This is a genomic window from Candidatus Methylomirabilota bacterium, assembly GCA_035260325.1.
GTDB lineage: Bacteria > Methylomirabilota > Methylomirabilia > Rokubacteriales > CSP1-6 > AR19.
Window position 1 is genome coordinate 17,247 of record DATFVL010000038.1, and the last position, 15,029, is coordinate 32,275.

The window sequence follows — 15,029 nt, forward strand, 5'->3', positions numbered from 1 at the left end:
ACGGCGCTGGTGTGTCAAATTGGAGACGAGCACTTCCGGTGTCAGACGTCCACGATCAGCGCGACCTCATGACGCCCGTCCCGCTCGGCGACGCTCGTCCGATGCAGCGTCGCGGCCTTGACGACGGTCCCGAGGCGATGGCGCCGCGGATCGAGGGGCTCGCCGTGGAGCACGCCGTGGACGACGGTGTCGTCGCAGGCGAGGACCTCGACCCGGCGCACGACGAAGCCCTCGATCTCGTGCACGTAGAGGCACTCGTTGACCCACGCGACGAGCAGCGGCTCGGGCGCCTCGGCCTGCGCCCGCACCGCGCGGGCCTCACGCGCCTCGACCTCGTCGGCCGCGACGATCAGCGCGAGCACGCCGAGCGCCGCCTGGGCGAAGGCCTCGCCCCGCGTCGGGCCCCACGCGCGCACGCCGACGTCGGCCTCGACGTCGAAGTGCTCCCAGCCGGCGGCGGAAACGGTCAGCTCATGTCCCCGAATTTGTTCTGCAGGATCGCGATGAGCGCGGGGCCCGCCGTCTCGGTGCGGAGGATCCGCGGCCCGACGCCGACGACCGCGAAGCCGCGCGCCCGCGCGCTCTCGACCTCGGCGCGCGCGAGCCCGCCCTCGGGTCCGACGAGCAGAAGGACGCGCGCATCGGGGGGGAGGGAGCGGGGCAGGCTCGCGGCGAGTGTCGTTCCGAGCGAGCGAGCCTGCCCCGCTCCCTCCCCCGCCTGCGCCGCGGATTCCCAGAAGCAGAGCCGGAGCTCGGCGGGCTCGGCGGCGGCGAGGAACTCGGCGAGGGGCCGGGGCGCGTCGACGGGCGGAATGACGGCGCGTCCGCACTGCTTCGCCGCCTCTTTCGCGACGCGCTGCCAGCGGCGTGCGCGCTCGCGCCAGCGGCCGGGCTCGAGGGCGACGATCGTGCGCTCGGTGAGGACCGGGACGACGCGCGCCACGCCGAGCTCGGTGGCGGCGCGGACGATCAGCTCCATCTTGTCGCCCTTCGGCACCGACTGGACGAGCGTGAGGCGCAGGGCGGAGTCGGCCGCGCGCGCCACGACGCCGAGCACGGTGCCCGTCGCGGCCTCGCCGACCGTCTCCAGGCGCACCGTGTAGTCGTGCCCGGCGCCGTCGGTGGCGAGGACGGTGTCGCCCGGGCGCAGGCGCAGCACGCGCGAGATGTGGCGCGACTCGTCGCGATCGAAGCGGACGTGCCCGCCGTCGATCCGCTCAGGCGCGAGCGTGAAGCGCCGCACCGGGCCCCCGCCGGAGCGTGAGGGTCGTCCAGCCTTCGACGCTCCGCGAGCCGTCGGGCGTGAAGCCGTGGCCGCCGAGCGCCACCGAGACGGCGGACGCCTCCGCGTCGAGGATCCCGCCGAGCACGAGGGCGCCGCCCGGGGCGACGTAGCGCGCGTAATGCGGCGCGAGCCGCAGGTGCGCCGCGGTCAGGAGGTTGGCGAGGACGAGCGGCGCGGGCGGCTCCTGGAGCGCGCCGGCGTCGGCCAGCGCGCAGCGCACGCGGTCCGAGACCCGGTTCCGCGCCGCGTTCGCCATCGCGGCGGCGACCGCGTCCGGGTCCTCGTCCACGGCGAGGACGGCGGGGACGCCGAGGCGCGCCGCCGTGACGGCGAGGATCCCCGAGCCCGTGCCGAGGTCGAGGAGCCGCGCCGGCGCGTGGGGCACGACCAGCGCCTCGAGCGCCTCGAGGCAGCCGAGCGTGCTGCCGTGCCGGCCGGTGCCGAACGCGCGGCCGGGCTCGATCGTGATCACGACGCGGCCGTTGACGGGCGGCCGGTCCCAGGGCGGCGCGACGAGGAGGCTCGTGCCCACCGGCAGCGGCCTGAAGTGGGCGCGCCACGCGTTCGCCCAGTCCTCGCCGGCGAGCGCGACGACGGTCGGCTCACCGCGCGGCCGGAATCCGAGCGCGGCGAGGCCGCCGAGGTAGCCGCGCACGCTGTCCTCGAGCGCGCGCGCGAAGAGCGTCTTCGGGAAGAACGCGCGGAGCTGCGGGGCGCGGCCCGGCGATTCCTCCTCGATGACGCCGAGCGCGCCCAGCTCCCAGAGAAAGTTGGTCAGCCCCTCGGAGGCGTCCTCGGGGACCTCGACGCGGAGTTCCCAGTAGCGGGAGGACGACATCGGCTCAGCCGAGCAGCTTCTTCATCCGTTCGAGGAACGCGCTGGAGAGCGGCCCGTGCTCCTCCTTCGACGCGGCCTCGAACGCGGCGAGCGCCTCGCGCTGCTTCGCGTTGAGCTTCTGCGGGACTTCGAGGATGAGCCGGTAGCAGGCGTCGCCGTGGCCGCGGCCCCGGAGGTGCGGCATTCCCTTGCCCTTCAGGCGGAGGACCCCGTGCGGCTGGCTGCCGGGCGGGATCTTGAGCTTCGCCGTGCCCTCGAGCACCGGCACCTCGGCCTCGTGGCCGAGGGCGAACTGCGCGAAGCCGACGGGCAGGTCGCAATGGAGGTCGGCGCCCTCGCGCGTGAACAGCTCGTGCTCGCGGATGCGGACGAGCACGTAGAGGTCGCCCGCGGGCCCGCCGCCGAGGCCGCCCGAGCCCTCGCCGGACAGCCGGAGCTGCATGCCGTCCTCGATGCCCGCCGGGATCTTCACCGAGAGGAGCCGCTCGGCGCGCTGCCGGCCCTCGCCGTGGCACTGCCGGCACGGATGGCGGTTCAGCTGGCCGCGGCCCTGACACTTCGGGCAGGGCTGGGCGATCGTCAGGAAGCCGTGGCTGCGCCGGACCTCGCCGCGCCCGGCGCACATGTCGCACGTCTCGAGACGGCTGCCGGGCTCGACGCCCGTGCCCGCGCACGGGTCGCAGCGCTCGAGGCGCGGGATCTGGATCTTCGTCTCGAGGCCGGCGGCCGCGTCCTCGAGCGAGATCTTCAGCTCGTACTGGAGATCCTCGCCCCGCGCGGCGCGCGAGCGCCGGCCGCGCGCGCCGCCCGCGAAGAAGTTCTCGAAGATGTCCTCGAACAGCGTGCCGAACCCCGTCTCGCCGAACCCGGGGCCGGCGCCGGGCCCCGTCCCGAAGCGGTCGAAATGGGCGCGCTTGTCGGGATCGGAGAGGATCGCGTAGGCCTCGCTGATCTCCTTGAAGCGGCTCTCGGCGTCCTTGTCGCCCTGATTGCGGTCCGGGTGGTACCGCATCGCGAGCTGGCGGTAGGCCTTCTTGATCTCCGCGTCGCCGGCGCCGCGCGGAACGCCGAGGATCTCGTAGTAGTCGCGCGCCACTACGGGGCGGCCTCGTCCGACGCCACGGCGACGGCGACGAGCGCCGGGCGCAGGACGCGGTCGTGCAGCAGGTAGCCCGGCAGCTGCTCGCTCGCGACGGTGCCGGGCTTGGCGTCGGTGCTGACCACGCGCGCGACCGCCTCGTGGCGCGTGGGATCGAAGGGCTCCCCGACGGCGGAGTAGCGCGTCACGCCGTGGCGCCCGAGGACCCGGAGGAACTCGCGCTGGGCGAGCTCGACGCCCGAGACCACGCTCGCCGCGTCGCCACGCCGGCGGGCGGCCTCGAGCGCGCGGTCGAGGTTGTCGAGGACCGGGATCAGGTCGCGGAGCAGCGGCTCGTTGGCGTACTTGAGGTACTCCTCGCGGTCGCGCTGGCTGCGGCGCCGGACGTTGTCGGCCTCGGCGAGCGCGCGGAGGAGGCGGTCCTGCTTCTCGTCCAGCTGCCGCTTCAGCTCCTCGACCTCGGAGGGCGGCGGCTCGACCGCCTCGGGTGAGGGAGCGTCACGCGTCGTGTCGTCGTCCATGATGCTCGAATTATAGCAGCGCCGCCCCGGCGGACGGCGCTACGACGGGATGTAGAGGTCCTGGCGGACGCGCGAGAGGGCGTCGGTCACGTGGCGGGCGGTCTCGTTGACCACGGCGATGACGTCGGGGTAGGGCAGGCGCCGCGGACCGACGACGCCGAGGATGCCGACCACCTGGTCCCGGTAGAGGTAGGTCGAGGTGATCAGCGTGCACTCGCGCATCTCGGCGAACGGGTTCTCCTCGCCGATCGTCACCTGCAGCGCCTCGCCGGCGGCGAGCGCCGTCATGAGGTCGGCGAGCCGCTCCTTCTGCTCGAAGGTACGGAGCAGGGCCCGGGTCGTCTCGATGTCCCAGAACTCCGGGTGATCGAGCATGTTGATGGCGCCGCTGACGTAGAGCGTCCGCCCGCGCAGGAGGGCCACGATCTGCTCGGTGACGGCCCGCGCGCGGGTGTGCAGGGCGTCGAGCGGGTCGCTCGGCGCCGCCTCCATCTCCACGATCTCCTGGACGGTGCGGCCGCCGAACCGCCGCGTGAGCTCGCGCCCGATCGCCCGCACGCCGTCGGCGGCGAGCGGCGGGTCGAGGGTCACCGCGCTCGCGGTGACCCAGCCCGCGTCGGTGACGATGACGGCGAGCGCGCGGTCGTCCTCGAGCGGCATCAGGTCCACGCGTGCGAGCGTCGTGTTCTGGAGCGGCGGGGCCAGGAGCAGGCCCGTGAGCTTCGTCGCGGCGGACAGGTGCGTCGAGGTCTGCTCCATGAAGCCGTCGAGGCCGGAGCGGCGCGTCGGCAGCGTCTCGCTCGGCGTCGCCGGTTTCGACGGCGGCGCCGGCGGAAACGAATCGACGTAGAGCCGGTACGCCTTGTCGGTCGGCACGCGCCCGGCGCTCGTGTGGGGATGGGCGAGGTAGCCCATCGCCTCGAGGTCGGCCATCACGTTGCGAATGGTCGCCGCCGAGAGCGCCGGGAACCAGCGGGTCGCGAGCGCGCGGGAGCCGACCGGCTCGGCCGAGTCGATGTACTCGCGGATGACCGCGATCAGGACGTCACGATGACGCGCATCCATCACCACGAATTATAGCAATTCGACGAAGAGTGCGTCCGAGAGCAGGAAGCCGCGCTCGGTCAGCCGCGCGCGGCCGCCGGCGAGCGCGAGCAGTCCCTCGCGCTCCCACGTGGCGAGCCGCCGGCGCAGCGCCGCGTCGCCGGCCGCGCGGGCGTCGAGCCACGCGGCCGGGACCCCGTCGGAGGTGCGGAGCCCGAGGATGAGGCGCTCGGCGCGCTGCTGGGCCGGCGTGAGCGTCTCGTGGGACTCGACCGGCAGCGCGCCCGCCTCGAGCGCGTCGCACCAGCGCGGCGTCGCCTTCGCGTTGGCGTAGCGCACGCCTCCGACGTGGCCGCACGCGCCCGGGCCGGCGGCCAGGTACTCGGCGGCGCGCCAGTAGACCTGGTTGTGGCGCGAGCGGAAGCCCGGGCGCGCGTAGTTCGAGATTTCGTAGTGCTCGAGGCCGCGCGCCCCCGCCGCGCGCGCGAGGTCCCAGTACTGCGCGACGACCGTCTCCTCGGGCGGCAGCCCGGCGACGCCGGTCGCTCCCCACACGCTCCCGCCGTCGAGGGTGAGGCCGTACGCGGAGAGGTGGTCGGGCGCCCAGTCGAGCACCGCCTCGACGGCCGCGCTCCAGCCGGCGACGTCGAGTCCCGGGAGGCCGTACATGAGGTCCACGCTCAGGTTGACGCAGCCGGCCTCGCGCGCCGCCTCGAACGCCGCGCGCGCGCCCCGGGAATCGTGGACCCGCCCGAGCCGCGGGAGCACCGCGTCGTCGAGCGACTGGACGCCGAGGCTCACGCGCGTCACGCCCGCGCCGCGGTAGGCGGCGACCTTCTCGCGCGAGACGCTCTCGGGGTTGCACTCGATCGTGACCTCGGCGTCGGGGGCGAGGTCGAAGCGGCGCCGGACGCGGTCGAGCACGGTGGCGAGGTCCTCCGGCTCGAGCAGCGACGGCGTCCCGCCGCCGAGGAAGACCGTCGCCAGGCGCACGCGCGGCGCCCACGGAAGCTCGGCGAGCAGATCGAGCTCGCGGGCGAGCGCCCGGAGGTAGCGGGCGAGCACGCCGGCGTCGAACGGCGCCGTGTTGAAGCTGCAGAAGTGGCAGCGCTGCGCGCAGAACGGGACGTGGACGTACAGGCCGAGGGTGTCCGACGCGGGCGGGTTGTCCGCCAGAATCGAACGGCACGGGTCGTCCGCGCTGACGGAGCCGGCCGGCACCTGAGTCAGGCCACCCACGGTCCGATCCGTCCTCGCGGCCCCCGCTACAACAGTCAAGGGATGTAGTGCGCCAGCCGCCACCAGCGGAGCCAGTGCCGGTCGCCGTCCCACGACCAGTAGATGAGGAAGGCCTTGCCCTTGATCTTCTCGCGCTTGACGAAGCCCCAGTAGCGGCTGTCCTGCGAGTTGTCGCGGTTGTCGCCCATGACGAAATACGAGTCGGGCGGCACCGTCGTGGAGTCGCAGCCGTAGGTGTAGCCGCAGTAGGTGTCCTGCGCGGAACGGGTCCAGGCGGGGTCCGCGAACTTCGTGTACGGCTCGGTCAAGGGCTGGCCGTTCACGAACACCGTCCGGCCCCGGATCTGGATCCGGTCGCCGGGCGTGCCGATGATGCGCTTGATGAAGTCCCGCCGCTCGTCCTGCGGGTACTTGAACACGATGATGTCGCCCCGGTGCGGGCGCCGGAGGCCCGGCACGTGCCACCCGACGACGGGCAGCTCGGCCCCGTAGAGGAATTTGTTGACCAGGATGTAGTCGCCGACGAGCAGCGTGTCCATCATCGAGCCCGAGGGAATCGTGAAGGCCTGAACGACCAGCGCGCGGATGACCAGCGCGAGGATGACGGCCACGCCGATCGCCTCGACGTACTCGCGGACGGCCGACTTCCGCCGGGGCTGCGTCTCCGTCGCGTCGGCGGGCAGGCGGCGCGGCTCGGTGGCGTCCGTGACGCTCAGCTTGTTGTCGTCCATGCTCAGCTCTTCAGGACCGACAGGAACGCTTCCTGCGGAACCTCGACCTTGCCGACCTGCTTCATGCGCCGCTTCCCTTCCTTCTGCCGCTCCAGCAGCTTCCGCTTCCGCGTGATGTCTCCGCCGTAGCACTTGGCCGTCACGTTCTTGCCCATGGCCTTCACCGTCTCGCGGGCGATCACGCGGCTGCCGATCGCCGCCTGGATCGCCACCTCGAAGAGCTGCCGCGGGATGACGCCGCGAAGCTTCTCCACGAGCGCCTTGCCCTTCTCGTAGGCCTTGTCCCGGTGGACGATGACCGAGAGGGCGTCCACCGGGTCGCCGTTGAGGAGGATGTCGAGCTTGACGAGATCGGACGGCCGGAAGTCGGCGAACTCGTAGTCGAACGATGCGTAGCCCTTCGAGATGGACTTCAGCTTGTCGTAGAAGTCCACCACGATCTCGGCGAGCGGGAAGTCGAAGCGGATGTGGACGCGCTTGCCGTGGTACTCGAGCGAGCGGTGCTCGCCGCGCTTCTCCTGCGCGAGCTTGTAGATGGTTGTCATGAACTCGGTCGGCACGAACACCGACGACCGCACGTACGGCTCCTCCATCGCCTCGATCCGGTCGGGCGTCGGCATCTTCGACGGGTTCTCGATCTCCAGGAGGTCGCCCGCGGTCGTGCGGATCCGGTACCGCACGCTCGGCGCGGTCACGATCAGCGACAGGTCGAACTCGCGCTCGAGCCGCTCCTGCACGATCTCCATGTGGAGCGTGCCGAGGAAGCCGCAGCGAAACCCATATCCCAGTGCAAGAGATGTTTCCGGCTCGTACGTAAAGGCAGGATCGTTGAGCCGAAGCTTTTCGAGGGCATCGCGCAGGGCTTCATAGTCCGTGTCCTCGATCGGGTAGAGCCCCGCGAAGACCATGGGCTTCGCGTCGCGGTAGCCGGCGAACGGCGCGGCGGTCGGCCGCGCGGCCTCGGTGATCGTCTCGCCCACCTTCGCGTCGGCCACGCGCTTGATGCCCGCGATGATGTAGCCCACCTGGCCCGCGCCGAGCTCCTCGACCGGCCGCATGTCCGGCGAGAAGATGCCGACCTGCTGCACGTCCTGCTGGCGGCCGTTCGACATCAGGACGACCCGCATGCCCGCGCGCACGCACCCGTCCGTGAGGCGGACGTACACGACGACGCCCTGGTAGGAGTCGTAGAACGAGTCGAAGACGAGGGCCTTCAACGGCGCGTCCGGGTCTCCCGCGGGCGGCGGGATCCGCGCGACGATCGCCTCGAGCACCTCGGGCACGCCGGTGCCGTGCTTCGCGGAGATCGCGAGCGCCTCGCTCCCGTCGAGGTCGAGCGTCTCGGTGATCGCCAGGCGCGTGCCCTCGACGTCGGCCGCGGGCAGGTCGATCTTGTTGATGACGGGGATGATCGTGAGGCGCGCGTCGCTCGCGAGGTAGAAGTTGGCGAGCGTCTGCGCCTCGATCCCCTGCGCGGCGTCGATGATGAGGAGCGCGCCCTCGCACGCGGTGAGCGCGCGCGACACCTCGTAGGAGAAGTCCACGTGGCCCGGCGTGTCGATCAGGTTCAGCGTGTACTCGTGGCCGTCGCGCGCCTTGTAGAGGAGGCGCACCGTGTGCGCCTTGATCGTGATGCCCCGCTCGCGCTCGAGGTCCATCGAGTCGAGCACCTGGTCCACGGCCTTCTTCGCGTCCATCGTGCCGGTGAGCGCCAGCAGCCGGTCGGCGAGCGTCGACTTGCCGTGATCGATGTGGGCGACGATCGAGAAATTGCGAATGCGGGACAACGTCATCGCTTCAGTCTAACACGCGCGCACAGGCGCTCTAGCGGCTGAGCGTCGCGCGCTCGGGGATGACGGCGCCGGACTCCAGCACCACGCCCGGGCCGACGCGCGCGTGGGCGCCGATCCGGACATCGCTCGCGAGGACGCAGTCGCGCAGCACCGCGCCCCGGCCGACCTCGACCCGCTCCCAGAGCACGGAGCCCTCGACGCGCGCCTCGGGGCCGATCGTCGAGCCGTCGCCGACGACGGTCGACGGGCCGACCCGACAGCCGCCGCCGAGCGTGACGCGCGCACCGATCACCGCGGGCGCGACCACGGCGGCGCCGGCCGCGGCCGTGCCGCCCGCCCCGACCCAGCTCCCGTCGCGCGGCTCGCCCGGGGGCGCCAGGAGGAGGCGCGCGCGGCCCTCGAGGAGGTCCATCTGGGCGGCGCGGTAGGCCGCGGGCGTGCCGATGTCCTGCCAGTACGCGGGCGCCGACCAGCCGAAGCAGGGGACGCGCTCCGCGATCAGCCCGGGGAAGACCTCGCGCTCGATGGACACGGGCCGGTCGCGCGGGATGCGCCGGAGGAGCGCCGCGTCCAGCAGGTACACTCCCGCGTTCACGGTGTCGGTCGTGATCGGCTCGCCCGCCCCCGGCTTCTCGCGGAACGCGGCGACGCGCCCCTCGGCGTCGGTCTCGACGAGCCCGTACTGGCGGGGGTCGGCGACGCGCGTGAGGAAGATCGTCGCGCGCGAGCCGCGCGCCTCGTGGAAGCGGCGCATCGCCGTGAGGTCCGCGTCGGTGAGCACGTCGCCGTTCAGGACGAAGACCGTGCCCGCCGCGAGGTCGGCGGCGTTCGCGACGCCGCCGCCGGTGCCGAGCGGCTCCTTCTCCACGACGTAGCGGAGCGTGACGCCGAGGTGCTCGGCGTCGCCGAGCGCCGCGCGCACGTCGTCCACGCGGTAGGAGCACGCGAGGATCGCGTCCACGACGCCGTGGGCGCGGAGAAGCGCCAGCTGGTGGGCGAGGAAGGGGCGGTTCAGGAGCGGCACGACCGGCTTGGCCCGCGCGAGCGTGAGCGGACGCAGACGCGTGCCCTGGCCGCCGGCCAGGATCACGGCCTGGGTCGGACCGCCGCCGGCCACTAGCTGCCGGGCGACCAGGCCTCGGCCTCGTTGATCAGCATCACGGGGATCCCGTCGCGGATCGGGTAGGCCTTGCGGCACTTGGGACAGATGATCCGCGTCGCTTCGAAGACCAGGTCGCCCTTGCACGCCGGGCACACCAGGATCGCCTTCAGCTCGTCGTCGATCATGCACGCGCCTCCTTCCGTATGTGTTCGAGGGTTCGCGCGAGCCCCGCGTCGAGCGGGGTCGCCGCCGTCCAGCCGAGGGTCTGCTTCGCCCGCGTCGCGTCCAGCACGCTCCGCCGCTGCTCGCCGGGCCGCGCCGGGCCGTGGCGCGACGGGCGCGTCACGCCGGCGAGCCGCGCGAGCCGCGCGTAGAGCTCGTTCACCGTGGTCTCGACGCCCGTGCCGACGTTGACCGCGCCCGTGACCTCGGGATGCGCCAGGGCGCGCGCCACGGCGTCCGCGACGTCGCCGACGTAGACGTAGTCCCGCGTCTGCTCGCCGTCGCCGTTGACGACGCACTCGGCGCCGGCGAGGAGCCGCGCGGCGAAGATCGCGACGACGCCGGCCTCGCCGCGCGGATCCTGGCGCGGGCCGTAGATGTTCGCGAGGCGCAGCGCCAGCGTGGACGCCCCGGTGAGCCCCGCCCAGCAGTCGAGGTAGCGCTCGCCGGCGAGCTTCGACACGCCGTAGGGCGAGGCGGGCCGCGTCGGGTGGTCCTCGCGGGTTGGCAGCGCGTCGGTGTCGCCGTACACGGCGCCGCCGGTCGAGACGTAGACGACGCGGCGGACCGCCGTGCGGCGCGCCGCCTCGAGCACGGCGAGGGTGCCGAGCACGTTGACGCTCGCGTCGAAGCGCGGGTCGGCGACGGAGCGCGGCACGGAGGCCTGCGCGGCCAGGTGCGCGATCGCGTCCGGCCGCGCGGCGGCGAACGCGGCGTCGAGCCGCGCGCTCCGGAGATCGCAGACGAAGAGGCGCGCCGTCGGGTTCACCTGCCCGCGGCGGCCCGTGCTCAGGTTGTCGGCGACGTCGACGGCGTGGCCGTCGGCCAGCAGGCGGTCCACGACGTGCGAGCCGATGAACCCCGCGCCGCCGGTCACGAGGATCCTCAAGGCCGCCGCGTCTTCCGGAACCAGTCGATCGTCAGGCGCAGCCCCTCGTCGGTGTCCACCCGCGGCTCCCAGCCGAGGAGCGCGCGCGCGCGGGCGATGTCCGGCTGGCGGACCTTGGGGTCGTCCACGGGGAGCGGGCCGAAGGCGATGTCGCTCCGCGAGTCCGCGAGCCTGACGATCCGCTTGGCCAGCTCGAGGAGCGTCATCTCCTGCGGGTTGCCGAGGTTCACGGGCTCGTTCACCGCCGCCCGCATGAGACGCCAGAGGCCGTCCACGAGGTCGGAGATGTACTGGAAGGAGCGCGTCTGCGAGCCGTCGCCGAAGACGGTGAGCGGGCTGCCCGCGATCGCCTGGGTGATGAACGCGGGGATCGCGCGCCCGTCGTCGATCCGCATGGAGGGACCGTACGTGTTGAAGATGCGCGCGATGCGCGTGTCCACGCCGTGGGCGCGGTGGTAGGCCATCGTGATCGCCTCGGCGAAGCGCTTGGCCTCGTCGTAGACGCCACGCGGGCCTATGGGGTTCACGTTGCCCCAGTAGTCCTCGCGCTGCGGATGCACGAGGGGATCGCCGTAGACCTCCGAGGTCGAGGCGAGCAGGAAGCGTGCGCGCGTGGCCTTGGCGACGCCGAGCGCGTTGTGGGTGCCGAGGGCGCCGACCTTGAGCGTCTGGATCGGCAGCTCGAGATAGTCCCGCGGCGAGGCGGGGCTCGCGAAGTGCAGGACCCAGTCGAGGGGCCCGTCGAGGTGAATGTACTCGGTGACGTTGTGCTCGATCAGCGTGAAGCCGCGTCGTGGCGACAAGGCGACGACGTTGTCCCGTGACCCGGTGACGAAGTTGTCCATGCAGACGACCTCCCAGCCCTGGCCGAGGAGGAACTCGCAGAGATGGGAGCCGATGAACCCCGCGCCGCCGGTGACGAGCGCCCGCATGGCGGACGTCAGGAGGGCAGGACGGGCCTGCGGCCGATCGAGTGGTACTCGAAGCCCAGGCGTCGCATCCGCTCGGGCTCCCAGAGATTCCGTCCGTCGAAGACGACGGGGCGCCGCATGAGGGCGCGGAGGCGCTCGAGGTCGAGCAGCTTGAACTCGTTCCACTCGGTCACCAGCACGACGCCGTCGGCGCCGGCGGCGGCCGCGTACGGCGACTCGCAGTACACGACGCCCGGCGGCAGGAGCGGACGCGCGTTCGCACCCGCGACCGGGTCGTAGGCGCGCACGGTCGCGCCGAGCTCGACGAGGTGCCGGACCACCTCGACGGACTTCGCCTCGCGCATGTCGTCGGTGTTCGGCTTGAAGGCGAGGCCCAGGACGGCGACGCGCTTGTCGTCCAGCGGCGCGAGCGCCTTCTCGACCGAGCGCACGAAGTGGCCGGCGCGCTCCTGGTTGATCTCGACCGCGGCCCGGAGCAGCGCGAAGTCCACGCCGAGCGTGGCGGCGGTGTGGACGAGCGAGTCGGTGTCCTTGGGGAAGCAGCTCCCGCCGTAGCCGAGCCCGGCCTGCAGGAACGCGGGTCCGATGCGGGGGTCGAGCCCCATGGCCTTCACCACCTGCGTGATGTCCGCACCCGCGAGCTCGCAGATGTCGGCGATCACGTTGACGAACGAGATCTTGGTCGCGAGGAACGCGTTGGAGGCGTACTTGATGATCTCGGCCGAGGGCACGTCGGTGATGATCATCGGCCGCTCGAGCGGGGCGTAGAGCTCGAGCAAGGTCATCGCGACCTGCTGGTTGGGGGCGCCGATGACGATGCGGTCCGGCCGGAGCGTGTCCTCGATCGCGCAGCCCTCGCGCAGGAACTCGGGGTTCGAGACGACGTCGAACGGGATCGGCGTCGGCTGGTGGCGCTCGATCACCTCGCGCACGAGGTCGCCGGTGCCGACGGGCACCGTGGACTTGTTGACGACGACCGTGTAGCGCTCCATCGCGTGCGCGATCTGCCGAGCGACCGCCTCGACCGCGGCGAGGTCGGTCTGGCCGGTGTCCTTCGCCGGCGTGCCGACCGTGATGAAGACGATGACCGAGCGCCGGACGGCCGTGACGAGGTCGGTGGTGAACGTGAGCCGCCCGTCGGTGACGTTGCGCGCGACCATCTCCTCCAGGCCGGGCTCGTAGATCGTCATCCTGCCGGCCTGCAGCTGGGCGATCTTCTTCTCGACGTTGTCCACGCAGACGACCTCGTTGCCGAGATCCGCGAAGACCGCGCCCGTGACGAGCCCGACGTACCCGGTGCCGACGACGCAGATGTTCATGAGCGCGTGGATTCGATCATAGCAGAGGTCTTCCGGCGGGCGCGGGTTCCTCGTCGGGCTCGGCGGCGACCCACCGGAAGAAGACCACGGTGAACGCCGCGAGCGGGATGAGGCCGGCCGGGACCCACATGATGAGGCCGCCGAGCCGCTGGTCGGCGAGCGGCTCGAGCCCCCAGAGCCGCGGCGCGGCCGCGTAGTACGGGTAGAGCACGCGCTCGGCGCCCGTGATCATCGAGGCGACGACGGTCATCGGGATCCCGAACGCGAAGAGGTAGAGGATCTGCGCGCCGTAGTGGAGCCGCGGCGCGAGCGCGGACGCGGAGAGCACCGGCCACCACGCCAGCACCGACGTGGCGAGGAGGACGAGGTGCTCGACGACGTGCCAGCCGTGGCGCACGAGCGCGGCCTCGTAGGGGCCGGGGAGATGCCAGGCGATCAGCGCGACCGAGTACAGCGCGAGCGCGGGGAGCGGTCGCGTGGCCACGCGCAGCGCGAATCGGCCCAGCGCCCAGCGCCGCAGGGGCCCGATGAGGCGATCGAGCATGAAGCCCGGCGTGCCGGACAGGAGGAGCGGCGCGACGACGAGCGTGAGGAGCAGGTGCTGCACCATGTGGGCGCTGAACAGGTAGTAGTCGCTCAGGTCGTGGAGCGGGCCGTTGAGCGCGGCGAGGAGCGCCCCGAGGCCGGCGAAGAACCGCACGGGCGCACCGGCCCCTCCCCGCGGGCCGCGCGCCCACGCGACGGCGTAGGCGAGGCCCAGGAGGCCGGCGCCGAGCATGACGTCGCCGTGGATCTCGCCGGACGTCCACGCGAACGCGGGCGGCGTCATTGTAGCGGGGTCCGCGGGGCCGGTGCCGTCGGTGGGTGGCCTGAGACGAGGTGCGCGGTGGCTCCGTTCGGCTTGCAGCGATTCATCATTTGCCGAAGAGGAGGAAGGCGCCGGTGAGCGTCATCAGCGCGAGGGCGATCCCGGTCGCGAGCACGAGCGGGAGACAGAAGAGCACGGCGAGCGCGCGCGAGTCGTAGCGGAGGTGCATGAAGAAGAGGACGACCAGCGCGAACTTCGCCATCGACATCACGAGGAGGAGCGGCACGATGATCGGCGTGAGCTGCCGGATGTAGATGGCGCCCACCTCGAGGACCGTCACGCCGGTGAGGACCAGCGCGACCTTGACGTAGGTCCAGACGGTGGGGTGCGTGCCCGCCTGCGTGTGGTCAGACATTCGGGTCGGTCCTCACGGGATGAGATACACCAGCGTGAAGATGGCGATCCACACGACGTCCACGAAGTGCCAGTAGAGCCCCGCGATCTCGACCTTGACCGCGTCGGCGCGGCCGAGCCGCCCGCGCAGGTCGAGGATCCAGAGCGCGAGGAGCCAGATCACGCCGACGGTCACGTGCCCGCCGTGGAAGCCCGTGAGCACGAAGAAGGTCGAGCCGAAGAGGTTCTGCTGGAGCGTCAGCCCCTCACGGACGAAGTCCGTGAACTCGTACGCCTGGAAGCCGAGGAAGATCAGGCCGAAGAACGCGGTGCCGAGGAGCCACAGGCGCGCCTGCCGCCGGTCGCCGCGCTGCACCGCCGCGAGTGCCAACACCATGAGGAGGCTCGACATCAGGAGGTCGAAGGTCGAGATCGTCGTGAGCGGGATGTTGAGGATCTGGTGCGGCTCGGGCCCGACGACGCTGCGGCCCTTGTAGGCGAGGTACGTCGCGATGAGCGTGCCGAAGAAGAAGCACTCGGAGCCGAGGAAGACCCAGAGCGCGACCTTCCGGTGGTCCACGCCGAGGTTGCCGACCTGGTGCTCGTGGGCCCGGTTCTCGTGGTGCTCGAGCGCGAAGGCGAACACGCAGACGACGGTGAAGAGCGCGCCGGCCAGGACCACGGCGAGGTGGGTGAGCGCGCCGATCGCGAGCACCACGATGCCGAGCGCCGTCAGCAGGGGCCAGCGGGACGGCGCCGGGAGATGGATATGGTCGGGCGCGGTCGGGGCGGGGAGGGTTCCGGGCTTCGGAAC

General features: G+C 72.3%; 17 protein-coding genes. All 17 read right to left on the reverse strand.

Going from position 1 to position 15,029, the window contains the following annotated elements:
- Positions 1-41: 41 nt before the first annotated feature.
- Entirely contained in the window at positions 42-485 is a 444-nt protein-coding gene (locus VKG64_02785) for an archease (GenBank protein HKB23954.1), read from the reverse strand.
- On the reverse strand, positions 467-1,243 hold the full coding sequence (locus VKG64_02790; GenBank protein HKB23955.1) for a 16S rRNA (uracil(1498)-N(3))-methyltransferase: 777 nt from the start codon (positions 1,241-1,243) through the stop codon (positions 467-469). Before VKG64_02790 ends, VKG64_02785 begins: the two co-directional genes overlap by 19 nt.
- Positions 1,218-2,123 (reverse strand): 50S ribosomal protein L11 methyltransferase, encoded by a 906-nt coding sequence (locus VKG64_02795; GenBank protein ID HKB23956.1) that lies wholly within the window; start codon positions 2,121-2,123, stop codon positions 1,218-1,220. The genes VKG64_02790 and VKG64_02795 overlap by 26 nt, the downstream gene beginning before the upstream one ends.
- A gap of 4 nt (positions 2,124-2,127) precedes the next feature.
- Positions 2,128-3,219 carry a molecular chaperone DnaJ gene (gene dnaJ, locus VKG64_02800; GenBank protein ID HKB23957.1) on the reverse strand — a complete coding sequence of 364 codons (1,092 nt, stop codon included), beginning with the start codon at positions 3,217-3,219 and terminating at the stop codon, positions 2,128-2,130.
- Positions 3,219-3,743 carry a nucleotide exchange factor GrpE gene (grpE, locus tag VKG64_02805; protein HKB23958.1) on the reverse strand — a complete coding sequence of 175 codons (525 nt, stop codon included), beginning with the start codon at positions 3,741-3,743 and terminating at the stop codon, positions 3,219-3,221. Before grpE ends, dnaJ begins: the two co-directional genes overlap by 1 nt.
- Before the next feature lie 39 nt (positions 3,744-3,782).
- Complete coding sequence (hrcA, locus tag VKG64_02810; GenBank protein ID HKB23959.1) at positions 3,783-4,808, reverse strand: heat-inducible transcriptional repressor HrcA; 1,026 nt, start codon at positions 4,806-4,808, stop codon at positions 3,783-3,785.
- Positions 4,809-4,817: 9 nt separating this feature from the next.
- Positions 4,818-6,026 (reverse strand): radical SAM family heme chaperone HemW, encoded by a 1,209-nt coding sequence (hemW, locus tag VKG64_02815; protein HKB23960.1) that lies wholly within the window; start codon positions 6,024-6,026, stop codon positions 4,818-4,820.
- Between the two features lie 35 nt (positions 6,027-6,061).
- The gene (lepB, locus tag VKG64_02820; protein ID HKB23961.1) at positions 6,062-6,757 is read right to left on the reverse strand and encodes a signal peptidase I; all 696 of its coding nucleotides are present in this window, start codon (positions 6,755-6,757) and stop codon (positions 6,062-6,064) included.
- Positions 6,758-6,759: 2 nt separating this feature from the next.
- Positions 6,760-8,550, reverse strand: a complete 1,791-nt coding sequence (gene lepA / locus VKG64_02825) for a translation elongation factor 4 (GenBank protein ID HKB23962.1) — start codon at positions 8,548-8,550, stop codon at positions 6,760-6,762.
- Between the two features lie 31 nt (positions 8,551-8,581).
- Positions 8,582-9,640, reverse strand: a complete 1,059-nt coding sequence (locus tag VKG64_02830) for an NDP-sugar synthase (protein HKB23963.1) — start codon at positions 9,638-9,640, stop codon at positions 8,582-8,584.
- Positions 9,641-9,666: 26 nt separating this feature from the next.
- Positions 9,667-9,837 (reverse strand): Trm112 family protein, encoded by a 171-nt coding sequence (locus VKG64_02835; protein ID HKB23964.1) that lies wholly within the window; start codon positions 9,835-9,837, stop codon positions 9,667-9,669.
- The gene (locus VKG64_02840; GenBank protein HKB23965.1) at positions 9,834-10,763 is read right to left on the reverse strand and encodes an NAD-dependent epimerase/dehydratase family protein; all 930 of its coding nucleotides are present in this window, start codon (positions 10,761-10,763) and stop codon (positions 9,834-9,836) included. Before VKG64_02840 ends, VKG64_02835 begins: the two co-directional genes overlap by 4 nt.
- Entirely contained in the window at positions 10,760-11,695 is a 936-nt protein-coding gene (locus tag VKG64_02845; GenBank protein ID HKB23966.1) for a UDP-glucuronic acid decarboxylase family protein, read from the reverse strand. Before VKG64_02845 ends, VKG64_02840 begins: the two co-directional genes overlap by 4 nt.
- A gap of 8 nt (positions 11,696-11,703) precedes the next feature.
- The gene (locus VKG64_02850; protein HKB23967.1) at positions 11,704-13,014 is read right to left on the reverse strand and encodes a UDP-glucose/GDP-mannose dehydrogenase family protein; all 1,311 of its coding nucleotides are present in this window, start codon (positions 13,012-13,014) and stop codon (positions 11,704-11,706) included.
- Positions 13,015-13,030: 16 nt separating this feature from the next.
- On the reverse strand, positions 13,031-13,843 hold the full coding sequence (locus tag VKG64_02855; protein HKB23968.1) for a cytochrome c oxidase assembly protein: 813 nt from the start codon (positions 13,841-13,843) through the stop codon (positions 13,031-13,033).
- 85 nt (positions 13,844-13,928) lie between these two features.
- On the reverse strand, positions 13,929-14,237 hold the full coding sequence (locus VKG64_02860) for a cytochrome C oxidase subunit IV family protein (GenBank protein HKB23969.1): 309 nt from the start codon (positions 14,235-14,237) through the stop codon (positions 13,929-13,931).
- Between the two features lie 12 nt (positions 14,238-14,249).
- A partial coding sequence (locus VKG64_02865; protein ID HKB23970.1) for a cytochrome c oxidase subunit 3 occupies positions 14,250-15,029 on the reverse strand: 780 nt, incomplete at its 5' end.